At 66.8% G+C, this 23,997-nt stretch carries 20 protein-coding genes; 12 read left to right on the top strand and 8 right to left on the bottom strand.

Annotated elements, in window-relative coordinates; genetic code table 11:
* The first annotated feature begins 7 nt into the window (after positions 1–7).
* Positions 8–445 (top strand): acyl-CoA thioesterase, encoded by a 438-nt coding sequence (locus ACQY46_RS14100; protein WP_428696674.1) that lies wholly within the window; start codon positions 8–10, stop codon positions 443–445.
* 113 nt (positions 446–558) lie between these two features.
* Here the strand turns inward: ACQY46_RS14100 and smpB are convergent, their stop codons facing one another.
* Positions 559–1,038 (bottom strand): SsrA-binding protein SmpB, encoded by a 480-nt coding sequence (smpB, locus tag ACQY46_RS14095; RefSeq protein WP_428696673.1) that lies wholly within the window; start codon positions 1,036–1,038, stop codon positions 559–561.
* Between the two features lie 56 nt (positions 1,039–1,094).
* Entirely contained in the window at positions 1,095–1,973 is an 879-nt protein-coding gene (gene dapA, locus ACQY46_RS14090) for a 4-hydroxy-tetrahydrodipicolinate synthase (protein WP_428696672.1), read from the bottom strand.
* A gap of 182 nt (positions 1,974–2,155) precedes the next feature.
* Here dapA and ACQY46_RS14085 point away from each other — a divergent pair, with 182 nt between their 5' ends.
* Positions 2,156–3,094, top strand: coding sequence for an alpha/beta fold hydrolase (locus ACQY46_RS14085; RefSeq protein WP_428696671.1), 939 nt, complete (start codon positions 2,156–2,158; stop codon positions 3,092–3,094).
* 14 nt (positions 3,095–3,108) lie between these two features.
* On the opposite strand, the gene pbpC is transcribed toward ACQY46_RS14085, so the two are convergent.
* The 3 genes from pbpC to ACQY46_RS14070 all read right to left on the bottom strand — a co-directional run bounded on the left by pbpC (position 3,109) and on the right by ACQY46_RS14070 (position 13,784).
* Positions 3,109–5,220: a penicillin-binding protein 1C gene (gene pbpC / locus ACQY46_RS14080; RefSeq protein WP_428696670.1), complete on the bottom strand. Its 2,112-nt coding sequence runs from the start codon at positions 5,218–5,220 to the stop codon at positions 3,109–3,111.
* A gap of 45 nt (positions 5,221–5,265) precedes the next feature.
* Positions 5,266–10,809: an MG2 domain-containing protein gene (locus ACQY46_RS14075; RefSeq protein WP_428696669.1), complete on the bottom strand. Its 5,544-nt coding sequence runs from the start codon at positions 10,807–10,809 to the stop codon at positions 5,266–5,268.
* Positions 10,810–10,994: 185 nt separating this feature from the next.
* Entirely contained in the window at positions 10,995–13,784 is a 2,790-nt protein-coding gene (locus ACQY46_RS14070; protein ID WP_428696668.1) for a PAS domain S-box protein, read from the bottom strand.
* A gap of 143 nt (positions 13,785–13,927) precedes the next feature.
* On the opposite strand from ACQY46_RS14070, the gene ACQY46_RS14065 reads away from it, so the two are divergent.
* Entirely contained in the window at positions 13,928–14,635 is a 708-nt protein-coding gene (locus ACQY46_RS14065; RefSeq protein ID WP_428696667.1) for a glutathione S-transferase N-terminal domain-containing protein, read from the top strand.
* A gap of 32 nt (positions 14,636–14,667) precedes the next feature.
* On the top strand, positions 14,668–15,198 hold the full coding sequence (locus ACQY46_RS14060; RefSeq protein ID WP_428696666.1) for a GNAT family N-acetyltransferase: 531 nt from the start codon (positions 14,668–14,670) through the stop codon (positions 15,196–15,198).
* Here the strand turns inward: ACQY46_RS14060 and ACQY46_RS14055 are convergent.
* Complete coding sequence (locus ACQY46_RS14055) at positions 15,165–15,797, bottom strand: glutathione S-transferase N-terminal domain-containing protein (protein ID WP_428696665.1); 633 nt, start codon at positions 15,795–15,797, stop codon at positions 15,165–15,167. The two genes, ACQY46_RS14060 and ACQY46_RS14055, sit on opposite strands and share 34 nt — an antisense overlap.
* Positions 15,798–16,070: 273 nt before the next feature.
* On the opposite strand from ACQY46_RS14055, the gene ACQY46_RS14050 reads away from it, so the two are divergent.
* The 6 genes from ACQY46_RS14050 to ACQY46_RS14025 all read left to right on the top strand — a co-directional run bounded on the left by ACQY46_RS14050 (position 16,071) and on the right by ACQY46_RS14025 (position 21,195).
* Complete coding sequence (locus ACQY46_RS14050; protein ID WP_428696664.1) at positions 16,071–16,646, top strand: YceI family protein; 576 nt, start codon at positions 16,071–16,073, stop codon at positions 16,644–16,646.
* A gap of 102 nt (positions 16,647–16,748) precedes the next feature.
* The gene (locus ACQY46_RS14045; protein ID WP_428696663.1) at positions 16,749–17,348 is read left to right on the top strand and encodes a cytochrome b; all 600 of its coding nucleotides are present in this window, start codon (positions 16,749–16,751) and stop codon (positions 17,346–17,348) included.
* Between the two features lie 44 nt (positions 17,349–17,392).
* Positions 17,393–17,956, top strand: a complete 564-nt coding sequence (locus ACQY46_RS14040; RefSeq protein WP_428696662.1) for a YceI family protein — start codon at positions 17,393–17,395, stop codon at positions 17,954–17,956.
* A 125-nt stretch (positions 17,957–18,081) separates the two neighbouring features.
* A complete protein-coding gene (locus ACQY46_RS14035) occupies positions 18,082–19,716 on the top strand; it encodes a fumarate hydratase (protein ID WP_428696661.1) in 1,635 nt (544 codons plus the stop codon).
* A 331-nt stretch (positions 19,717–20,047) separates the two neighbouring features.
* A complete protein-coding gene (locus ACQY46_RS14030) occupies positions 20,048–20,638 on the top strand; it encodes a L,D-transpeptidase (protein WP_428696660.1) in 591 nt (196 codons plus the stop codon).
* Between the two features lie 158 nt (positions 20,639–20,796).
* Complete coding sequence (locus ACQY46_RS14025; protein WP_428696659.1) at positions 20,797–21,195, top strand: hypothetical protein; 399 nt, start codon at positions 20,797–20,799, stop codon at positions 21,193–21,195.
* A gap of 15 nt (positions 21,196–21,210) precedes the next feature.
* Here the strand turns inward: ACQY46_RS14025 and ACQY46_RS14020 are convergent, their stop codons facing one another.
* Together ACQY46_RS14020 and ACQY46_RS14015 are read right to left on the bottom strand one after the other, a co-directional pair.
* Positions 21,211–21,903 carry a L,D-transpeptidase gene (locus ACQY46_RS14020; RefSeq protein WP_428696658.1) on the bottom strand — a complete coding sequence of 231 codons (693 nt, stop codon included), beginning with the start codon at positions 21,901–21,903 and terminating at the stop codon, positions 21,211–21,213.
* Between the two features lie 98 nt (positions 21,904–22,001).
* Positions 22,002–22,370 (bottom strand): gamma-butyrobetaine hydroxylase-like domain-containing protein, encoded by a 369-nt coding sequence (locus tag ACQY46_RS14015; protein ID WP_428696657.1) that lies wholly within the window; start codon positions 22,368–22,370, stop codon positions 22,002–22,004.
* Between the two features lie 265 nt (positions 22,371–22,635).
* Between ACQY46_RS14015 and moaA the strand changes: the two genes are divergently transcribed.
* Together moaA and ACQY46_RS14005 are read left to right on the top strand one after the other, a co-directional pair.
* On the top strand, positions 22,636–23,637 hold the full coding sequence (moaA, locus tag ACQY46_RS14010) for a GTP 3',8-cyclase MoaA (RefSeq protein ID WP_428696656.1): 1,002 nt from the start codon (positions 22,636–22,638) through the stop codon (positions 23,635–23,637).
* Between the two features lie 4 nt (positions 23,638–23,641).
* A complete protein-coding gene (locus ACQY46_RS14005; RefSeq protein WP_428696655.1) occupies positions 23,642–23,977 on the top strand; it encodes a hypothetical protein in 336 nt (111 codons plus the stop codon).
* Positions 23,978–23,997 lie beyond the last annotated feature (20 nt).

Genomic DNA, 23,997 nt, shown 5'->3' with positions numbered 1-23,997 from the left:
GCGCGACATGACCCGCCCCTTGCCGCTGACGCGTGACGATTTCCGCCTCTTCCGCGACATTCCCACCCGCTGGATGGATGTCGACATCTACGGCCACGTCAACAATGTCGAATACTTGAGCTACTTCGACACGGCCGTGAACGGCTGGCTGATCGAGGAAGGCGTGCTCGATCCGCGCAGTTCCGAAACGGTGTTCCTCGTTGTCGAGACGCAATGCGCCTATTTCTCGGAACTGACCTTCCCCGGCACGGTGCGGGCCGGCATCCGGATCGCCCGCCTCGGCGGCTCGTCGGTCACCTACGAGATCGCGCTTTTTGCCGGCGAAGAAACCGTGGCCAGCGCGCAAGGACGTTTCGTGCATGTGCAGGTCGATCGCTCCACAAGGCGGCCCTCCCCGATCGACGGCGCCAGACGAGCGCTTTTGGCCTCAATACTCGCGGGCTGAATTTATTTATATTTCAGAATCTGTTGAACAAGTTACTTCAAGCAAAACATGAATGAACGAATGCAGAACATCGTTCTGATTCGTCCACAATTCCTCCAACGCTCGTCCAGAGGTTATCCCGCGGTTTTCAACAGGCGTGCCTTTTCCCGGCCCCAGTCGCGCTGGCGCTCGGTCTCGCGCTTGTCATGCAGCTTCTTGCCGCGGGCAAGCGCCAGTTCGACTTTCGCCCGGCCCTTGTCGTTGAAATAGAGTTTCAACGGGACAATGGTCTTGCCATCCTTGTGCACGGCCAGGGCAAGCTTTGCCATCTCGCGCTTGTGCAGCAGCAGCTTGCGCTTGCGCCGCGGCTCATGGTTGAAGCGGTTGGCCTGCAGGTATTCCGGGATATAGGAATTGATCAGCCAGAACTCGCCGCCTTCCTGGCTGGCGTAGCTTTCCGCGATCATCGACTTGCCCTCGCGCAGGGCCTTGACCTCGGTCCCCTTGAGCTCGATCCCCGCTTCCAGCGTGTCCTCGATCTCGTAGTTGAACCGGGCCTTGCGATTGTCCGCGATGATCTTGCGGTTGATGTCGGCGGGGCGTTTTGGTGCCATTTTCGGTCGCGGCGCGGGAAGGCGTCACCCGCCTCCCCGCACTCCGTCTGTCCTTGTCAGTTGAGCAGGCCCGCATGCGTCATCGCATCGCGGATCGCGGCTTTTGTCGTGTCGGAAACCGGCACCAACGGCAGGCGCAGCTCGTTCTCCAGCTTGCCGAGCAGCGACAGGGCGTATTTCGCGCCCGTCGGGTTCGGCTCGATGAAGAGCGCGTCGTGCAACGGGGCCAGCCGGTCCTGGATGGTCAGCGCGGTGGCGTAGTCGCCGCCGAGCATGGCTTCCTGGAACTGCGAGCACAAGCCGGGCGCAACATTGGCCGTCACCGAGATGCAACCCGTCCCGCCATGAGCGTTGAAGCCGAGCGCGGTGATGTCCTCGCCGGAGAGCTGGACGAAGTCCGGCCCGCAGACCTCGCGCTGTCGGCTGGCGCGCGACATGTTGGCCGTCGCATCCTTGACGCCCTTGATGTTGCGCGAGGTGCGAAACAGCTCCGCCATCGTCTCCGGCTGCATGTCGATCACCGAGCGGCCGGGGATGTTGTAGATGTAGATCGGAATGCCGACGGCCGCGTCGATCGCCCGGTAATGGGCGAGAAGACCGGCCTGGTTCGGCTTGTTGTAATAGGGCGTCACGATCAGCAGACCGTCCGCCCCCGCCTTCTCGGCATGGGTGGCGAAGTCGATGGCCTCGACCGTGTTGTTGGAGCCGGCGCCGGCCATCACCGGCACGCGACCGGCATTCGCCTCGATGCACAGCTCGATGACGCGCTTGTGCTCGTCATGGGTGAGCGTCGGGCTCTCGCCGGTGGTGCCAACGGGAACAAGCCCGTGGCTGCCTTCTTTTATCTGCCAGTCCACGAACTCCTGAAACGCTTTCTCGTCCACGGCCCCGTTGCGAAACGGCGTGACGAGTGCGGGCATGGATCCCTTGAACATGGCGGTCCTCTTGGAGTGTGGCATGGACCGGATGGTGCATCCGGGTGGCGCACAATAGTCGGCACCGGCAGACGACGCAACACGCGACGCCGCTCCCGGAAGACACTGATCAAACCCGGTTTGCAGCCGCCGCCGGCTTGCCTATCATTGCCCCGGGGATTGACGGGGGATGGCATGGCGCGATGACAGACGAGCGTGGGGATACAGCCCCGGATGACGAGGCCGGCGCGGGTCCGGCCCGACCTCTCCGGGAGACCTTGCCGCACAAGGAAACGTGGCGGAGCAATGACGGGCTGGAGCTTGCGGCAACGGTCTGGCCGCCGTCATCGTCCCGGACACGCAAGCCGGACGTGCTGTGCCTTGCCGGCCTGTCGCGCAACGCCCGCGATTTCGAGGCGCTGGCAGAAGCGCTTTCCGCACGCGGCCACCGGGTGGTGGCGATGGACTATCGCGGACGCGGCCACTCGGGCCGGCATCCCGACTGGCGCACCTATTCCATCGAGCGGGAAGCCGCCGACATCGACGCCGGGCTCGAGGCGCTGGAGCTGTCGCGCGCGGTGGTCGTGGGGACCTCGCGCGGCGGGCTTCACGGGATGTTGCTCGCCTGGCGCGCGCCGGCACGTGTCGCCGGCCTTGTCCTCAACGACATCGGCCCGGCCATCGAACGCGCCGGCCTGCAGCGCCTGTCCGGTGCCATTGGCAGGCGCATGGCGGCACGCGACTGGAGCGACGCGACAGATCTGCTGAAAGCCTCGCTTGGCGGCCAGTTTCCAACCCTCGACGATGCCGGCTGGCGGCGCTTCGCCGGCCAGCTCTACAGCGAGGCGGCCGAGGGCCTGCTTCTCGACTATGACGCGCGGCTCGCCAATACGCTCAGTGAGATCGACGAGGACACCGAGACCCCAGACTTCTGGCCGGTGTTCGAGGCCATCGGCGCGATCCCGCTGCTCGCCATACGCGGCGCCCTTTCCGATATCCTGAGCGCGGAGACCTTTGCCGCTATGGGGGCACGGCATCCCGACGCCCGCCTGCATCTCGTTGCCGACGAGGGCCACGCGCCGCTGCTGTGGGATGCGGCAACGCAAGAGGCGATCGCCGCATTCGCCTCAAACCTGCGCTGAAGCGACACTCGCGCTCAGCGGATCGTCAGGGTGATGCGCGCCGCGTTGCCATCGGCATCGATCACGGAGATCACCGAGGCGCCCGGCCCGTCCGGCACCCATGTGAGCGCGGTGGCGAAGGGGCCGCTTGCAACCGGCGCACCATTGGCAAGCCACAGGAACGGGCCCCGTCCGCGCCGCGCCTTGATCACCAGGGGCATCGCCGCCGCCTGCCCCTGCCCGCCGGACAGCCCGAGGTCGACCGTCGCTCCGTCGGGCGGATAGAAGATTTCCGGACCCGGGCTTGCGCGCAGCCCGTCGTGGCGCGTTGCCGTGCGCGCATAGTGCAATGCTGCCGGCACGCGGTCCTCGCCGGCCTCCAGCCCGCGCGGCGAGCGCGGCAGCGGCGTGCGCTTCGCCCCGACCCGCTGGAAGGCATCGAACAGGATCGGGGCGGCCGACTGATAACCGGTGATACCCGGAACCGGCGTGCCGTCGGCCCGCCCGACCCAGACGCCGACCACATGGCGACCGTCATAGCCGATGGCCCAGGCGTCGCGATATCCGTAGGAGGTTCCGGTCTTGTAGGCGATGCCCTCGCCATTGGCCGTGTCGGGCGGCGGCACCTCGGAGAGGATCTCGCCGATCCGCCACGCCGCCCCGGCAGACAGGACCGCGCCGGCACTTGCACTCGCATCCGGCCCCGGGCCGTTTCCCGCGCCCGTCTCGAAGGTCTCGCGCAGAACGACCGGGCGGCCGCCGCGGGCAAGTCCGGCATAGAGCTGGACGAGATCGCGCAGTGTCAGGCCGAAGCCGCCAAGCGCGGCCGCCAGTCCCGGTGCCTCGCCTTCGGGAAACTTCGGGTCGGTTCCGGCGCGGCGGAGCCTTGCGACGAAGCGTGACACGCCAACGGCATCAAGCAGCGCCACGGCCGGCACGTTGAGCGAGGCGGTGAGCGCCTGCCGCACCCGCACCGTGCCCTGGAAGGCGAGATCGAAATTGGTCGGGCTGTAGCCGGACAGCGTCGTCGGCCGGTCCTCGATCAGGCTGTCGGGATGGGCGATGCCCTCCTCGAAGGCGAGACCGTAGATCAAGGGCTTCAGCGTCGAGCCGGGCGAGCGCACCGCGCCGGTCATGTCGACATGACCGCGCCGCGCCTCGTCGAGAAGGCCGGCCGATCCGACATGCGCCAGGATCTCGCCGCTGCCGTGGTCGGCGACCAGCAGCGCGACGGAGACATTGCGCCCGAGCCTTGCTGCGCGCTCCGCGACCATCGCCTCCAGACGTGCCTGCAATCCGGCATCGAGCGTCAGGCGCACTTCGCCGGCCTTGGTTTGCGCCAGTGCCTGCCGCGTTGCGTGGGGCGCCAGCATCGGCGCCGGCCGGCGGCGGGTCGGGACCGGCTCGCGCCGGGCGGCGGCCACCGTCTCGCGATCCAGAACGCCTTGCGCCTCCATCACCGCGAGCACCCGGTCGCGCGCCGCGCGGGCGGCTATCGGATCGCGGTCGGGGCGCCGTGCCTCGGGAGACTGCGGCAGCGCCACGAGCAGCGCCGCCTGCGCCGGCGTGAGGCGCGCCGGCTCCTTGCCGAACCATGCAAGGCTTGCCGCCCGCACGCCCTCGATATTGCCGCCGAAGGGGGCGCGGGCAAGGTAGAGAGACAGGATCCCGCGCTTGTCGAGGACACGCTCCAGCGCCAGCGCGGTCACCACCTGACGCCATTTCATCGCCAGCGACCGGGTCGGCTCTTCCATCACCAGCCGCGCCGCCTGCATGGTCAGCGTCGAGGCGCCCGAAACGATACGCCCCCGTGAAAGGGCCTGCGCCCCGGCGCGCAGCACAGCGCGCGGGTCGACCCCGGAATGCTCATGAAAGCGCCGGTCTTCATAGGCAAGCAGCATGCGCAGGTAGAGCGGGTCGACAGCGTCCGGATCGAGAGGCAGTCGCCAGCGATCGTCCCCTGTCTGGAAGGCACGCAGCAGCACGCCGTCGCGATCGACGACGGTGCGCGACATCTCGACCGGCGCGAGAAGCGCCTCCCGGTCGAGCGACCACACACCATAGGCCAGCATGCCGGCCGCGAGCATCGGAATGGCCAGAACGGCGGCGACAAGCCAGCGCCAGTGCCGGATCACGCGACCCGCCACACTCCCGCTCCTGTCGCCCGCCGCTTTCATCTCGCACCCGGCCCGCTAGCGCAGCGGCCCGAGCACCTCGATACGGCCGGTCGCCGTACGGGCGCCGAGATCCGGGCGGTACATGTCTTCCACCGTCGCCGGCGGATGAACGAAACTGCCCGGCAAGGCTGCCCGCGCCAGATAGGCGAAGGTGAGCACGTCGGCGTTCTGCCCGGTTTCGTCGACGGCCGCGACGAAACGGTCGTCGCGGAACTCGACATGGTCGGGGTTGTCGACCGTCGACAGCCAGTCGAGCGCGCCGATATCGCCGGAGCGCACCAGCCGGGGGTTGTCGATGACAAGCCCCGCCGGCAGCCGGTCGACGACCAGCATGCGCCCCTTGCCCGGCCGCTCGCGGGTCACGGTCAGCACCACGGCGACCCGTGTGTTGAAGCCGATCGTTCCCGAAGCCAATTCGTTGCCGTCGAGATCGTAGAAGGCGCGGGTGATGCGGTATCCGTTGCCGCCTGCAGGTTCGGGCTCGACCGGCCGTCCGGCAACGGTCAACACCACGTCGGTTGCCTTGTCGCCGCGGTTCTCGATCCGCACCGGGGTCGCCGCGACGCCTGCGCCGGCAAGCCTGCGGTCGAGGCGACCGCTGACGACCTGCCCGTTGACGGCGAAGCTCGCATCGTCCGCCTTCTGCTGCAACTCGTGGCCAGCAACGAGAAGCCAGGCCATGTCCTGCGTCGACAGGTAGTCCGTCGCATCCTGCCGGTTGGCGACATCGCGGGCGAGTTGCGCCGCGTCGACGCTCGTCGCGCCGGCGCGAGTGACATAGGCAAGCACTCCCGCCGCGTCGCGCAGCGCCGTCCCGTAGTCACCGCGATAGCCGGTCGTCTCCGGCCTGCCGACATCTGCAACGGCAGCCTTGAAGACCCGGCCGGCGCGCTCCGTCTCGCCATAGATCGACAGCGCAGCACCCACCTGTGCCTTGGCCAGCGCCGATCCGAACGCGGAAAGCTTCACGTCCGCGTAGTAGCGCAGGTCGCCGACCGAGGCCCGTCCGGCGGATGCCAGCACATAGAGCCCGTAGGCAAGCCCCTCGCCGCCATCGTCGAAGTCCGAGGCATAGGAGATGCGGTTCTCGAGATTATCCAGAGCGCTTTCCAGCGCGATGCGCGGCACTTCGTAATCGCGTTCGCGCGCCCGGATCAGGAAATCCGTCACATAGGCGTCGAGCCACGGATCCTGGTTGCCAAAGCTCGACCACAGGCCAAAGGACCCGCTCGAATTCTGGTTGCCCAGCACCCGGCGGATCGCGGTCTCCACCCGCTCGCGCACCGCGCTGTCGGTCTCAAGTCCGCTGACGACAGCCATTTCGTTCAGATAGAGCAAGGGCAGCGCCCGGCTCGTGGTCTGTTCGGTGCAGCCGTAGGGGTAGCGGTCGAGGGCCGCAAGCAGGCCCGGAATGTCGATGCGCGCGGCGCCCCCGGCCGCGACCGTCAGGCTTGCCGTCTGCGGCACGATCCCGGCCAGCGTGTCGGCATCGAGGGTCAGGCCGGCACCGGGCGCCAGCGTCACGAAGGACCGCCGCGAGACCGGCGGCATCGTGTCGCGAATGCCAAGCGCCAGCGACTTCTCCGCCACCGGCCCGTCCGGACCGACCAGCATCAGGGCAAGCGTGGCATTGCCCGGCGTGTCGCTGGCGCTGACCGGAAAGCGGAGCGAGCGCCGTTCGCCGGCGGCCAGCGTGACCTTGCCCGAGGTGTCGTCGAGATCCACGGAAAGCGGTCCGTCGATCTGCGCCTGAAGCACGTAGTCGCCGGCCGGTCCCTCGACATTGTCGATCTCGACCAGCAGGCGCGATGTGTCATCCGGTGCCAGGAAGCGCGGCAGGGTCGCCGTCACCACCACGGGATCGCGCACAATGACGTCGCGTTCCGCGTGGCCAACGCCGTTCTCGCTCCAGGCGACCGCCATCAGCCGCGCCGTGCCGTTGAAGTCAGGCACCTCGAAGGAAACCGTGGCCTTGCCGTCGGCATCCGTCTCGACGACGCCGGAGAAGAGCGCCATCGGCGCTTCCTGCGGCGGCGGGGCCGCCAGGGACAAGCCGGTGCCATCGCCGCCCGAGCGGACCAGGCCCCGGTCGCCGACGGTGCGGTCGATCAGTTCGCCGTAATAGTCGCGGATCTCCATGCCAAGCCGGCGCTGGCCGAAATACCAGCCATCAGGATCCGGCGTCTTGAACCGCGTCAGGTTGAGAATGCCGACATCGACGGCGGCAATCGTCAAAAACGCAGGCTTGCCGGCCGGCTGACCGGAAATCTCGACGCCGACCTCCATCGTCGTGCGCGGCCGCATCGTGTCGGGCGCATCAAGCGTGACACTGTGGCGACGCTCGCCCGGGTCGACCGCAAGCCATTGCAGGCCGAGCGCGCGCGAGGGCATCCGCTTGGCCTCAAGATCCATCGGCCGCAGCAGGGTCGCCGTGACATAGGCGCCATTGCCCCAGTCATCGGTGACGGTGAGGTCGATGTCGCTTTCGCCCTCGGCGACCTCGATGACCCGGCTCTCGATCAGCCTGTCGCCCATCACCTGGACAAGCGCGATACCGTCGAAGCGCGGCTTCAGGCGCAGCTTTGCCGTCTCGCCGACGCGATACGCCTCCTTGTCGAGGCCGACTTCAAGCACGTCCGGCGTCTGCGAGGAGGAGGCCGAAGCATACCAGCCGGCGCTGAAGGTGGTGCTGGTGGCGGCGGGCTCGGCGCCGTTCATCACCAGTTCCAGCCTGTAGCGCCCCCATTCGACAGGAACCGACAGCTTGGCGGACTGTCCGGCCTCGATGGCGAGTTCTCCGTTGGCGACACGCTTGCTCGTTGTCACCGGCTCGAACGACCAGCGGCTGTCGGAGCGATACCACTGGTAACGGGTCTCGACCTTCGACAGCGTCCACAAAACGCCATCCGCGGCCATGCGCGTGCCGGACCGGTCGATGGCGACAATCTCGAAATTCGCCGGTCCGCCCTCGTCAAGACCGCCATCGAACCCCGGCTTCACACCGATGCGCGGGCCGTCGGCCAGAACCGGCAGGTCCAGGCCACGCTCGACATAGCGGCCGCCGGCCTCGACCACGCGCACCACCACCTTCGCCTCGTAACCGGCCGTTGTCGGCTCCAGTTGCGGCGCGGGCAGGACAAAACTCGCCTTGCCGGTCTCGTCGGTCACGGTGCCGTCAGGCAAGGACTGGCGGTTCGGATAGACCTGCTCGTCGGCAAGGCCGAACACATAACCGGGAAAGGCGGGGTTTTGCCGTGTCGGGGAGACGACAAGATCGCCCTCGACACGCTGGCCGCCGGCCGGTGCACCGTAGAGGAACTTCGCCTCGAGCGAGACTGTCGGCGGGGCTTGCGGATCGAGCGCCTCGGCATCCGCCGTCGGCGTGAAGTCGACACGTTCCGGCTGGTAGTCCTCCACGAGGAAGGACACTTGCGCCAGCGCCGCGCCCTTCGGATCCGCATGGACCCGCAAGGACCAGCTTCCCTGCTGGGCGGAGGCAGGCAGTTCCAGCGCGTGGGCCCGCCCGCCGGCCCCTGCCTCGCCGACCTGCACACGCGTATATTCGACACCGTCGGGCCGGTCATAGATGAAGGTCAGCGGCAGGTCGGGAAGGGCCATGGCAGCGGGATCGCGTGCCATCGCTCCCGCATGCACCGTCTCGCCGGGGCGGAAGACGCCCCGGTCGAGCCAGGCGAAGACGTCGATCGGACCCGGTGCGGCGCGTCCTTCCACGCCGCGGTCGGAAAGATCGAAGGCGGGCTTGGTCAGGTCGAGGAACGCATAGTCGCCGCTCGCCGTCTCGACGCCGACCATCGCCGGGGCGCTGCCTCCCGTGCCGCGCGTCAGGCCCGGCGCGAAACGGGCAAAGCCATCGGCATCGCTTTTCGTCTCGCCAAGCACCTCGTTGTTGACCGCGACAAGACGCACACTCGCATCCGCAACCGCCGAGGCGTCGGAAAGCGAGCGCACCGCGACCACCGCCTCGCCCGGTCCGGTATAGGCGCTGACGCCGAGATCGGAGACGAGGAACCATTGCGTTGCCCAGGGGCCCCACTGGTTCTCCCGGTCTTCCTTCGCCCGTGCCACCATCGCGTAGACGCCGGGCTTCATCTCCAAACCGAAATCGGCGACCGGAACCGCCGTCGTCACATCCTGGTTGAGACGCTGCTGCGTCTCGACCGTGCCGGACCAGAGCTTCTCTCCATATTCGGTGCGAATCTGGTCGGCGCGGTAGTTGTTGAGCTGGGACAGGATGCGCTGGTCACGCAGCGCCGCGGCGAGGCCGCGCTCGCCGATACGGTAGATTTCAGTCTCCACCGACCCGGTGTTGACGGTGATCACCGGGATCGTCGCGCCATCGCCGGCGGGCAGCACATAGGCGCGCCCCAGAAAGCGCACCGACGGGCTGCGATCGCGGACATAGACGGTAAGGTCGGCCGTCTTCTCCAGCTTCTCGCCGTCGGCGGACGGAACGCCCTCGCGCAGTAGCAGCGAATAGCGCTCGCCGTGGCGTACGCCATCGACGCAGATCTGGGCGCCCTCGCTCTCGATCGAATAGGGGCCCTCGCCGGTCACCCGGACGAAGGGCGTGAAATCTGTCGCCCGTGCCAGCGTGTCGGAGAACACGACGCAGATGCGCGGCGTGGCCGCATCGGCATCCACCTGATGATCGAGAATGCGGAAGCCGTGCTGGGCCACCATCTTGTCGTAGCGGTTGCGGCGCAGCGGCGTCTCGTCCAGTTCGAGGCCGGCGCGCAATGCCTTGATGGCCGGCTTGTAAAGCTGGCGGCGCTCAAGGGTGCTGGCCAGAAGATCGAGCGCATCGACCCGTTCGGCTTCGCCGGTCGACGCCAGATAGGCGTTGACGGCGGCGCTCGCCCCGTCATTCTCGACCTCGTTGCGCCGGCGCCAGTCGGAGGGTTTCTGGGCGACGAGCGACCGGCCAAGGCCACTCCACAGGTCGAAACGGTCGCCGTCCAGCGTCAGCGCACGCGCAAAACTACGCTCCGCGTCCTCGTAGCGGCTCGCGCCGAGAGAGGCCCAGGCGGCGGATTCGAGCGCCCCGGCGGTCGCTCCGCCGGCATCGAACTTGCGCGACAGTGCGCGGGCGTAGCGCCCCGCCTCCTCGGTCAGCGAACCGGGCAGGAACGCAATTTCGGATTCTCGCGCCTTGCGGGTGGCCTCGTCGCGCACGGCGACGGTCACCACGCGGCCGGCGACCGCGCCGGAAAAGGCCTGCAGGCGCCCGACATCGGACTTCAGGAAGCACCACCCGGCCGAGGTATTGAAGGTGAACGCGCGGCACTGGTTGCTGTCGAGGCAAGCGGCCTTGCAGGCCTCCAGGTCGACATCCTTCAGGGTGCGAAAATCGGCACCGAAATAGTCGGCATCGTCGACCGTGACGATCCGCCGTTCTTCTCCGGAAGACGCCCCACCGGAAGACGCCCCACCGGAAGACTGGGCGAATGCGGGGACGAATGCGAGGCCGCCGAGGACGAGCAGCGATAGGGCAAGGCCTGCAAACAGTCGCGAGCCGCGATCCCTGACGGTCGAACGCATGAGCTTCCCCCCAATGGCCGCCGGACCGAAGCCGGCAATCTGATTCCCGGCTGGCGTTCCGCCATCCGGCTCCCGAAGCCCGGATGGGATCATGCAATCTTGACAAGTCCAAGACCAAAATGACGTAATTTTCGCACCAAGGTTGTCGGAGCAGGTCGAACGCACCCGGCCCGCGACGCCGCCCGTCACTCCGACGCAAGGCTCCGGGCGGCCTCGCGCGCCAGCCGCGCAAGCTCGGCCGCGGCGCTGTCGACCGCCTCGCCGTCGCCGATACGACCCGAAAGGACATCGGCTTCCACCTGTCTTGCGCGCCGTGCCAGCACCGGCAGTCCGAAGGTCTCCGTCAGGGCCGCCAGCACATGCGCCGAACGGCCGAGCGCCTGCGCCGATCCCGCCGCCTCGTCCAGCCGCGCGGCGTGCTCGATCAGATCGATCCGGCAGCGCTCGGTCACCCGCGCCCGCATTTCATCGGAAAGGTCTGCCAGATAGTCCGGCTCCGCCACATCCCCAGCGGCTTGAGTTGCCGCCTGCGGAGAAGCTCCGGCCACGGCGTCGGCCATCGCCTGCTGCAGGACGGCGGAATCGACCGGCTTGGTGACGAAGGCGCTCATGCCGATGGCAAGCGCCCGGTCCCGTTCGGCGACCAGCGCATGGGCCGTCAACGCGACGACGGGGATGCCGGCATAGGGGCGCCCGCTTTCGCGAATCCGCCGGGTGGCCTCGAAGCCGTCCATCCCGGGCATCGACAGGTCCATCAGGACAAGATCGAAGGATGCCGTCTCGAGCAGGTCGAGAACCGCGTCCCCGCTTGTCGCCTCGGCATGGCTGCATCCCCAGCGGGCCAGCATTTCCCCGGCCATCATGCGGTTGGTCGGGTTGTCCTCGGCAAGGACCACGCGAAGTCCCGTCAGGGAGGCGGCCGGTCCGCCAACCTCGCCTGCGATGCCGGTGGCCGTATCGAGGTCGAGATCGACCAGGAAGCGGCTGCCCCGCCCCGCCGGGCGCGGGTCCACTCCGATCTGGCCGCCCATGCCGTCGACGAGTTCGCGGCAGATGGCAAGGCCAAGACCCACGCCCTCCACGCGTCCGCCGCCAGCGGCACGAAGGCTCGTGAAGCGGGAAAAGATCCGCTCCCTTTCTTCCTCCCCTATGCCCGGGCCCGTGTCTTCCACCGTGAAGCGCAGTCGCGCCGACCCCGGATCCCCGGAGATCTCCGTGCGAAGCGACAGGTCGACGGAAACGACGCCGTCCCCGGTCCATTTCATGGCGTTGGCGACCAGGTTGATCAGCACCTGGCGGATGCGGCCGGCGTCGCCGATCAGAGCATGAGGGACGGCATCGTCGACGCGGGCCGTGAAGTCGAGCCGCTTTTCCGCCGCCTGGGGCGCGAAAAGCGCACGCACCGCCTCGACAACGGCGCGCGGATCGAAGGGCTCTTGCACGAATTCCAGCCGGCGGGCCTCGAGCCGCGAAAAGTCAAGGATGTCGTTGAGGATCTGCAGCAGGGCAAGGGCCGCGTCCTGTGCCGTGCGGGTATAGTCCCGCTGGCGTGCGGTCAGCCCGGTATGGGCGATCAGGTCGAGCAGGCCGAGGACGGCATGGAGCGGCGTCCGGATCTCGTGGCTCATCATCGCCAGGAAATCCGACTTGGCCCGGTCGGCATCCTCCGCCCGGCTCAGCGCATCTTCAAGGGCGAGGGTCTTGGCCCGCTCGCCGGTGATGTCGCGCATGAAGGCGACGATTTGCGGCCCGTCCACGCCGTCGACGCGGCTGATGGCGACGTCCATCGCGAGTTCCGTACCGTCGGGGCGGCGTGCAGGCATCTCGAACCTGACGCCGCCATGGGAGGGGAGCGTGTCGCCGCCGAGCCGGGCAAGCTGTGCCTCGAATTCGGCGCGCTGGCGTTGCGGAACGAGCGTTTCCCACAGGGATCGGCCAAGAACCGCCTCGCGCTTCCGGCCAAAGACCCGTTCGGCTGCCGGGTTGAACTCGGTCACCAGGCCCTGGCCGTCCGTCACCACGATGGCATCGAGGGCACCGTCGACGATCCCGGCCAGCCGGCCCTCGCTCACACGCAGTGCCTGCTCGCGCCGTTTGAGCTCGGTGATGTCGATGCGAAAGCCCACCGTCTGCCCGTCACGCATCCGCCTCTCGAAAACCCGCAGCCAGCGGCCGTCGCCCAGCTGCTGTTCGATCGGCTCGTGTGGAGGCTCGCGGTGCAGACGCAGCCGCTCGGCAAGCCAGCCTTCGGGATCGTCGCGCGCATCCTCGTACTGACCGAGTTCGATGCCCTTGCGGATGATCTCCTCGAACGTGATGCCGGGCCGGATGATCGCGCCGCTCAGCGTGTAGAGTTCGCGATAACGCCGGTTGCACAGGACAAGGCGGTCCTGCGCGTCATAGAGAACGAAGGCGTCCGGCAGCGCCTCGATCGCATCGCGCAGGCGGAGCTGCGCCTCGCGCAGACGGGTGCTCGTTGCCACCTGCCCGCTCATGTCGGTGACAAGCAGCGCCTTGGCTCCATACGCATCCGCCTCGATCCGGGAGACCCGGATCTCGGCGGGAAACGACCACCCGTCCGCGCGCACGCCCGTGGTCTCCAGCTTGACCACGGCGCCCTCGCCTTCGTCGCTTTCCGCAAGGGTCGCCGGCCAGTCATATCTCAGCCCGGGAAAGATCGCGGCGAGCGAACGCCCGGCGAATTCCTCCTTCGTCATGCCGAAAAGCCGGCGCGCCTGTGCGTTGGCGCTTTCGACGAGGCCGTTCGCGTCGCAGGAAATCAGCGCCCCGCCAAGCTCCTCGTTCAGGGCGGCGTGTCGCGTGGCGCGGCGCCGTTCGCGTTCCAGGTCGTCCGCGGCGCGCACCTTCACCCGTTTCAATCGCCGGTTCTGGACAACCAGCACGGCAAGACAGCCGACGAACCAGACAAGGGCGAGGATCGCGAGCCCGGCGAGCACTGGCAGCGACAGATGCAAGATCGTCTCCGTTCCTGTTCCGCCCCGCCATTGGCACCCCGGGAACCCGCGGCGGCGGCGCGATGAAAAAAACGTCACAGGACAGCCGGCGCGTCAGCGCCTATGACAGCATCATGCAGGTTCGCAACCAGAGGGAAACGTAAATGTCCGAACCGACTTCGCTCGCTTCTTTCGCAATCACCCGCCGCTGGCCGGCCACGCACCCCGACCGGCTTCAACTCTATTCGCTGGCGACGCCGAACGGCATCAAGGTGTCCGTGGCACTCGAGGAACTCGGCCTGCCCTACGAGGTCCACAAGGTCTCCTTCGACACCAACGACCAGATGACGCCGGAATTTCTCTCGCTCAACCCGAACAACAAGATCCCGGCGATCATCGATCCGAACGGTCCCGGCGGAAAGCCGCTGGCGCTGTTCGAGAGCGGTGCGATCCTGGTCTATCTTGCCGAAAAGACCGGCAAGCTGATGCCGGCCGATGCGCATGGGCGCTACGAGTGCCTGCAGTGGCTGATGTTCCAGATGGGCGGGATCGGGCCGATGTTCGGGCAGCTCGGCCATTTTTACAAGTTCGCGGCCGACAAGGTCACGGATCCCTATCCGCGCGAGCGCTATGCCGGCGAGGTGCGACGCCTTCTTGGCGTGCTCGACCAGCGGCTCGACGGCCGCCGCTTCGTCATGGGCGAGGACTATTCCATCGCCGACATCTCCATCTTCCCGTGGATCAACACGCTTGGCGGGTACTATGGCGCGGGCGAGATCACCGGACTGACGAGCAAGGCCAATGTGCAACGCTGGTTCGCCGAATGCATGGCGCGCCCGGCCTCCCAGCGCGGCCTGACCATACCGGCTTGAGCGTTCTGCAATCCGCGGCAGGATCCCAAACGATGACACATCGAACCGAACCCGAAATCGCCTTCGTGCGCCTGACGGAGATCTCCCTGGACGAGATCACCGCGCATATGGGCGACCCGCGCGTCATCGAGCACATGCCGCTGGCGACAGGGACCTGGGACGAACAGAGCAGCGTCGCTTTCGTGGCGGGCAAGGAGGCGTGCTGGCAGCGCGACGGCCTTGGTCACTGGGCAATCCTGTGCAATGGCGCCTATGCCGGGTGGGGCGGGTTTCAGCTCGAAGGCGAGGAATGGGACTTCGGCCTGGTGCTGAGGCCTGGCCGCTTCGGCCTTGGCATCGCGATCACGCGCAAGGCCCTGGCATTTGCCCGGGCCGACCCGCGCATCCCCTTCGTCACCTTCCTGCTGCCGCCCTCGCGCCGGCATCTTCGCGGGCTTGCCCGGCTTGGCGCCACCTTCCTCGGAGAGGTGGATCACGAGGGCAGCACCTTCCTGAAGTTCCGGTTGGAGACCGGCGGGGCGGCGCAGGCTCAGGCGGGCATGGGGATCGCCGCACCCGTTTGAGGAATATCGTAGCCGCGCTGCACGGCCGGGCGGCCGGCAACCTCCAGATACCAGCGACGGACATTGGGGTAGGCGGCCAGGTCGATGCCCTGCCATTCGAAACGGCTCGCCCATGGCCAGATCGACATGTCGGCGATCGAATAGTCGCCGGCCACGAACTGGTGCTCGGACAGTTGCCGGTCCAGAACCCGGTAGAGACGCTCCGCCTCCCTTGCGTAGCGCTCCTCGGCGTAAGGTGCCTTGCCCGGGTTGAAATGCAGGAAGTGATGGGCCTGGCCGAGCATCGGGCCGAAACCGCCCATCTGCCACATCAGCCATTCGATGACGCGCAGCCGCTCCGGTCCCTCCCCAGGCAGGAACTTTCCGGTTTTTTCCGCCAGATAGAGCAGGATGGCGCCCGATTCCATCAGGCTGACACCGGCCTCGCGATCGACGATCGCCGGGATCTTGCTGTTCGGGGAAATATGAATGAAGGCAGGCGTGTGCTGTTCCGAATTGGTGATGTCGACCGGAAACACCGAATGGGGAAGACCGCATTCCTCCAGCATGATGGAGATCTTGCGGCCGTTCGGCGTGCTCCAGGTGTACAGATCGATCATCTTTGCGCCTCCATGCGCCGCTTCGCGGCCGCCACTCCTCCCGCTGCGGACGCAACGCGTCCTGCTCGGCGGCAGCGAGGTTGCCCGACCGCAAGGCGTCGCGCAAGCGTCATACATTCGAAGGTTTGGAAGCAGGATTGTTCACCTGACACAGACAGTCATTTCATCCCCACGCAGTTGATGCGGGGCGCTCTTCGTACGATCTGAGGCTCGAGGCCGCGACAGGCGGCCGCAGCAATCGAACACCGGTCAACATCGCCAGGAGCCTCAAACATGATTCGTACCAGCGCCGCAGCCCTTGCCGCCCTCCTCGTCGCCGCCCCGGCCATCGCCGAGCCCGTCGCCTATGACTTCGACAAGTCGCACGCGAGCCTCGTCTTCTCCTACAACCATCTTGGCTACTCGACGACCGACGGGCGCTTCAACGACTGGAACGGCGAATTGGTGATCGACCAGGAGACCCCGTCCAACTCGAAAATCGCCATGACCGTCAATGTCGACAGCCTGGCGACGTTTTGGGACGAGCGCGACGCGCATTTCAAGAGTGCCGACTTCTTCGAGGTCGAGGCTCATCCGACCGCGACCTTCGTCTCGACCACGGTCGAGAAGACCGGCGAGAACACGCTTTCGGTCGCCGGCGAGCTGACCATCAAGGGTATTACCAAGCCGGCAACATTCGACGTCACCGTCAACGCGATCGGCGAGCATCCGATGGCCAAGACCCCGGCTGTCGGCCTCAATGCGACGACGGTCGTCAAGCGCTCCGACTACGGCATGGACATGTTCGTCCCCTATGTCGGCGACGAGGTGACGATCTCCTTCTCCGCCGAGGCCCTGAAGGCCAAGTAAGCGGGCCCGACAGGCATTGAATTTCCGCGGGAGCGGCCGATATCCGGTCCCGCGGATCAACTCACAATCCGACAGCAGCCTCGACACGGAACGGCCCGAACCATGCAGTTTCGCAACACGCAAGGCGGCTACGGAAGCGTCGCCATCGCCTTTCACTGGACAATGGCCGTGCTGATCGCCGGCCTGTTCGTCGCCGGCAAGTACATGACCGGGCTGGACCCGATGGCGCCGGATACTTTCGCGCTCTACCAGTGGCACAAGTCATTCGGCTTCCTGGTGCTGGCGCTTGCGGTCGTCCGCCTCGCCTGGCGCTTCGCCAATCCTTCCCCCAGGCTTCCCGACGGCATGCCGACAGTTGAGCGGATCGCAGCCCATCTCGGCCATGCCGGACTGTATGCGCTCCTTCTCGCGCTCCCGCTCTCCGGCTGGCTGATGGTTTCCGCGTCCCCCTGGGGCATCCCGACCGTGCTGTTCGACGTGCTGCCGGTCCCGCATCTGCCGGTTCCCGGGGCGCTCGGCGGCAAGGCCGAGGCCGAAGCCCTGCTGAAGGAACTGCACGAGATACTCGGCTTCGCCCTGCTGGCGCTCGTCGTCCTGCATGTCGCGGCAGCGCTCAAGCATCATTTCATCAACCGCGACACCGTGCTGCGCCGGATGGTCAGCACGTCCCCGGCAAGCGCGGCGAAGAACCGGACCTCCTGATCCGGACAGCAAGCACCGCCAGGGACAAACGACAAGGAACCCCCATGTTTCGCAAGAACCGCCTGACCCTCCTGACCGGCATCGTTGTTGCTGCGCTGGTCGCCGGGACGCCTGCGGCCGCCAGTTCCTGGACGGTCGATCCCTCGAAGAGCAGCCTCACCTTCGTCGCCACCCAGAACGGCGCGCCGGTCGAAGGGCGCTTCGCGGGCTGGAGCGCGGAAATCACGCTCGACCCGCAGGCGCCGGAGACAGGCCGCATCCGCGCCGTGATCGACACCGCCTCGGCCGTGACCGGCCAGGGCCAGGTCGACCAGACGCTGACAAGCGCCGCCTGGTTCGATCCCGCCAGTCATCCGGACGCGGTCTTCGAATCCGGCAGCATCACGGCGCTGGGCGATGATCGCTACGAGGCCGTCGGAACCCTGACCATCAAGGGCACCGCCCGGGAGCTCGTCCTGCCCTTCACCCTCTCCGTCGACGGCGACAGCGCCCGGGCACAGGCGGACGTGTCGCTGGCGCGTCTCGTCTTCGGCATCGGCAGCGACATTCCCGAGGCGACCGTCGCCAATGACGTGACCGTCCGCCTCGACATCGCCGCCACCCGCTGAGGCACCCGGGCGGGCGCTTTTCCGTCTCGTCCGAACTTGTGGGAAAGGTCTGCTTGGCGGGGGAGCGCAGGATGGCGTAAAAGGCGGCGAGCATTTCCTGTCCAGCTTCCAGCCAAGGCAAGCCGATGTCCGAGCCCAAGACCCCCGACTACCGCCACTCGACGCTTTTCCCGCTTGGCGAGGATCCGACCCCGTACCGGAAGCTGACGGCGGACTTCGTCTCCACGGCAAGCTTCAACGGGGAAGAGGTGCTGGTTGTCGATCCGGAGGGCATGCGCCTGTTGGCCGAGGAGGCCTTTGCCGACATCAACCACTATCTGCGCCCCGGCCACCTTGCCCAGCTGCGCAAGATCCTCGATGACCCGGAGGCGACGGAGAACGACAAGTTCGTCGCCTTCGACCTGCTGAAGAACGCCAATATCTCGGCGCATGGCGTGCTGCCGATGTGCCAGGATACCGGCACGGCCATCGTCATGGGCAAGAAGGGCCGCCGGGTGTGGACCGACGGCAGCGACGAGGCAAAGCTCGCGGAAGGCGCCCGCGACGCCTATTTCAAGAAGAACCTGCGCTACTCGCAGCTGGCCCCCATCTCCATGTTCGAGGAGAAGAACACCTCGACCAACATGCCGGCCCAGGTCGAGCTCTACAGCGAGGGCGAGGACGCCTACAAGTTCCTGTTCATGGCCAAGGGTGGCGGTTCGGCCAACAAGACTTTCCTCTACCAGGGCACGCCGTCGCTGCTGACGCCGGACCGGCTCGTCGAGTTCATCAGGGAAAAGATCCTGACGCTGGGTACCGCCGCCTGCCCGCCCTATCACCTTGCCATCGTCATCGGCGGCACCTCGGCCGAGATGACGCTGAAGACCGTGAAACTGGCCTCGGCGCGCTATCTCGACGGGCTTCCGAAGGAAGGGTCCGAACTCGGTCACGCCTTCCGCGATCTGGAAATGGAAGAGCAGATCCACAAGCTGACCCAGGCGACCGGCGTCGGCGCCCAGTTCGGCGGCAAGTATTTCTGCCACGACGTACGCGTCATCCGCCTGCCCCGCCACGGCGCCTCGCTGCCGATCGGCATCGGCGTCTCGTGCTCGGCCGACCGGCAGGCACTGGGCAAGATCACCCGCGACGGCATCTTCCTGGAGGCGCTGGAGCGCGAGCCGGTCAAGTACATGCCGGAAGTGACCGACGAGACGCTCTCCGACAAGGTCGTCAGGATAGACCTGACCCGGCCGATGCCGGAAATCCTCGCCGAACTGTCGCGTCATCCGATCAAGACACGGCTGTCACTCTCGGGGCCGCTGATCGTCGCCCGCGATCTGGCCCACTCCAAGCTGCGCGAGCGGCTTGAAGCGGGCGAGCCGCTGCCGGACTATTTCAAGAACCACCCCGTCTACTATGCCGGGCCGGCGAAGACGCCCGAAGGCTATGCGTCGGGCTCCTTCGGACCGACCACGGCCGGGCGCATGGACGCCTATGTCGACCAGTTCCAGGCCGCCGGCGGCTCCATGGTGATGCTGGCCAAGGGCAACCGCTCGGCGCAAGTGCGCCGCGCCTGCCAGGCGCATGGCGGTTTCTATCTCGGCTCGATCGGCGGGCCGGCCGCGCGCCTTGCCCAGGATTGCATCAAGAAGGTCGAGGTGGTGGAGTTCGAGGAACTCGGCATGGAGGCGATCTGGCGGATCGAGGTCGAGGACTTTCCGGCCTTCATCGTCATCGACGACAAGGGCAATGACTTCTTCAAGGAACTCAATCTCGGCTGACGAGCAGGTAAACCTCCCGCCTGCCCCGCCTACCCGGACAAAGGCCGCCCCGGTCTTTGCCATACCGTGGAAACTCACGATCATGTGATCGGCGTCACGGCATCGCGGCGGCATTCGGGCGAGCATTGTTGCATCAACGCCTTTGCATTAACCGCATCGCAAGGGAGAATGGCAACTATCGTTAAGGAGCCACTTTGGCCCGTTTTGTCGATGCCGGCGCGGGCAGCGCCCCGATCGACACTGCAACGTTTCCCGAGCCGGGCGGTTATGGCCGGGAGGCGGCGGGGAGCTTGGGGCTGGTTCGGACGACCACCGGATGGGGAAACCGAGAATGCGTATTTCACATTTGATTGCCGCGGCGCTGGTTGGCGCCGTCCTTGCGACGCCGGCTGCGGCGTCGAGCTTCTTCGACCCTGTCACCCGCCAGTGGGTTGACTACAGCGCGCGCGGCGTGCCGAGCGGCAAGTCGCCGATCCGCCGCGAACGCGTGCGCTACGAGGGCTCGTATGCCCCCGGCACGATCATCATCGACACCGGCGAACGGCGCCTCTATCACGTGCTGCCGAACGGCCGCGCGATGAAGTACGGCATCGGCGTCGGCCGCGAGGGCTTCCAGTGGGCCGGCACCCAGCGCATCTCGCGCAAGGCCGAGTGGCCGGGCTGGACGCCGCCGCCGCAGATGCGCGCCCGCGAGCGTGCCAAGGGCAAGATCCTTCCGGCGCACATGCCCGGCGGGCCGAACAATCCGCTCGGCGCGCGCGCCATGTATCTCGGCTCGTCGCTCTACCGCATCCACGGTTCGAACGAGCCCTGGACGATCGGCACCGCCGTGTCCTCGGGCTGCATCCGGATGGCCAATGACGACGTCGTTCATCTCTACGACAATGTCGACGTTGGTGCGAAGGTGGTGGTCAAGCGCTAAGCCGCGCGATCCGCTGAACCGGGCAAATACCGCAGAAGGGCCGGCCTCGCGCCGGCCCTTTTTGCTGTCGGCTTTTTTGTGACGCCAGGAGTGCTATCCTGTTGCCAGCGGCCCCGCGCGAAGGCCGGCCAGGGACGGACGAGATGCGAAACGCCATCATGCCAGCGCAACCTGCCGCCGCTGTCGCGGGCCTGGTTCTCGCCCTTGCCGCCATGCATTGCGCACCCGCCGCCGCCTTCGACGAAACGCTGGCCGCACGCGGTGCGGCGCTGTCGAAGTTGCATTGCGCGCGCTGTCATGTCGTCACGCCGGATAACCGGATGACGGGCATCTCGTCGACGCCGTCCTTCATGATCCTGGTGAAGGCGCTGGACAACTGGCGTGACCGGTTCGAAACGTTCCACGCAAGGCTGCCCCATCCGGCCCATCTGCGTTTTTCGCATGACGAGCCGCGCCCCGTGGACCAGCCCTCGACCATCGCCGAGGTGATCCTCGAGATCGACGACCTCGAAGCCATCGTCGCCTATGCCGAGAAGCTCAAGGCCGAGAGCGAGTGATCCGGGCCCGCGCCGTCAGCCCAGGACGACAACCTTGGCCCCGACCTGCACCCGGTCGTGCAGGTCGATGACATCCTGCTGCCACATGCGGATGCAGCCGGAGGAGGCATTTGTGCCGATGCTGCGCGGCGCGTTGGTGCCGTGGATGCGGTAAAGCGTGTCGACATTGCCCTGCCACAGATAGAGCCCGCGCGCACCGATCGGGTTGCGCGGGCCGCCGTCCTGCCCGTCGCGGTATTTCTCCAGCTTCGGATCGCGGTCGATCATTTCCGCCGGCGGGAACCATTTCGGCCACTCGCGCTTGAAGCGGATCGTGGCATCGCCCGACCACGCGAAACCGGCACGGCCGACACCGATGCCGTAGCGGATCGCCTTGCCGCCCGACTGGATGAGGTAGAGGAACTTCGACTTCGGATCGACGACCACCGTGCCGGGCTCGTGCCGCGAGAAATAGCGCACGGTCTGGCGCAGGTAGCGCGGATCGAATTCCTTCCAGGGAATGGCGGGGATGTTGAAGCCGCCATCCCGCCGCGCCGCGTAGGCCAGCGCGTAGTTCGGCTGCCCCTCAGGCGTCGCCGACAGCCCCGCATTCTCGATGGTCCTGCTTTTCGTCTGACAGGCGGCCGCCAGAAGCGGAAGGCCGAGAACAAGGCTCCTGCGGCTCAGAAGCACCCCGCCCCGACGCGGGTTCGATCGGTCACGCTGCACGTTCCACCCTTTCACGGTGATTCCATCTGGCCAACTATGCCCGTGATTCCGCGCATTTGTCGACGCCGCCACGGTTCACATCGAGGTGCCTCCCCTCTTCAGCGGTCGCGGCTCAGGCCTTTTTCCTCAAGCTCCTTCAGGTAGCCGCCCCAAAGCGCCTCGCGCTCGCCGGCCAGCCTGATGAAATAGTCCCAGGAAAAGATCCCCGAATTGTGCAAGTCGTCGAAATGAATGCGTACGGCATAGTTGCCGACCGGCTCGATCTTCATGATGCCGACGTCGCGCTTGCCCGGCACCGTCTTGCGTTGCGAGGGGGAATGCCCCTGCACTTCCGCCGATGGCGAGCAGACACGCAGGTATTCCGCCGCATATTCGTGGCTTTCGCCGCTGTCGAAACTGACGGTGAGCTGCTTCTTGTCCTTGCTCAGGCGGAGTTCGGTCGGCCAGGGCTTGGTGCTGTCGGTCACGGGTCGGGTCCTTCCCAGATGCGCGTTCGTTGCGGCGGACGATAGTGCCGGCGTCGCGAAGGGCAAGGGGCAAGATCGGTTGCCCGACCTACTTGCGCGCGGAGGTCGCAAGCCGGGCGCACCCCACGGGGTCGTCCCGATTGACGCGGCCCTTCATTCCGCTACCTTGCATGATTACATCAGGGAGGAACCGCTGGCTCCAGGCCCGCGCGGACTGAAGATCGAGAAGGCCGTTGCCAGCCGGCGGCCGAGCGAGGAACATCACATGTCCCAGCCGATGATCGACCCGTTTGGTCGCACCGTCAGCTACCTGCGCGTTTCCGTCACGGACCGCTGCGATTTCCGCTGCGTCTACTGCATGGCGGAAGACATGACCTTCCTGCCGAAGCGCGAGGTGCTCTCGCTGGAGGAGCTGGACCGGCTGTGTTCGGCCTTCATCGAGAAGGGCGTGCGCAAGCTGCGTCTGACCGGCGGCGAACCGCTGGTGCGCAAGAACATCATGAGCCTGATCCGCAGCCTGTCGCGTCATATCGACAGCGGCAAGCTGGAGGAGCTCACGATCACGACCAACGGATCGCAGCTCGCCCGCTATGCAACCGAGCTTTACGAGTGTGGCGTGCGCCGCATCAACGTCTCCATCGACACCCTTGACGCCGATCGCTTCAAGGCCATCACCCGCTGGGGCGACCTCGGCAAGGTGATGGACGGCATCCGGGCCGCGACAGCAGCGGGGCTTTCCGTCAAGATCAACATGGTCGCGCTCAAGGGCGTCAACGAGCACGAGATCCTGTCGATGGTGGAGTGGTGTCACGCCAATGGCTACGATCTCACGCTGATCGAGACCATGCCGCTCGGCGAAATCGACGAGGATCGCACCGACCAGTACCTGCCGCTGTCGATGGTGCGCGCGCAGCTTGCCGAACAATTGACGCTGGAGGACATTCCCTACAAGACCGGCGGCCCGGCGCGCTATGTGCGCGTTGCGGAGACCGGCGGGCGCCTCGGCTTCATCACGCCGATGACCCACAATTTCTGCGAAAGCTGCAATCGTGTCCGCGTTACCTGCACGGGCATGCTCTACATGTGCCTCGGCCAGGACGACAGCGCCGACCTGCGCGCGCCGCTTCGTGCCTCCGAAAGCGACGAGCAGCTGCACGCGGCCATCGACGAGGCCATCGGCCGCAAGCCGAAAGGGCACGATTTCATCATCGACCGACGCACGCGGCAGCCCGCCGTGACGCGCCACATGAGTGTCACCGGCGGCTGAGATCATGCAAGACGAAGGTCCGCAGGCACGCCGCCTGACAGGCGGTCTCGACGGCCCGCTCGCGCGCCTGCTCGCCCTTCTCGTGGCCGGCGGCACGCTCGGCGCGATCGTCTGGATCGGTCAGGTCGGCTTTGCCGGTGTCGCAATGACGCCTTTCGCCAATTCCCTGGCAAGCTCCGGCGGGCTGGCGGCCGCCAATCCCGCCCTCGCCGCCTGCCTTGCCGAGCGTGTCGGCGCCGTCGACCAGATGCAGGCCGACAAGGTGATCAATTCCGCTCAATACGAGGCTTTTCGCGCCCGTGCCGAGAGCTACTGCCAGACACAGTTTCCCCCGCAGTAGCCGGCGGCGGCTGCAGGAAA

This window comes from Stappia sp., from assembly GCF_965276915.1.
Lineage (GTDB): Bacteria > Pseudomonadota > Alphaproteobacteria > Rhizobiales > Stappiaceae > Stappia.
This window is presented reverse-complemented; position numbering and strand designations above follow the sequence as displayed.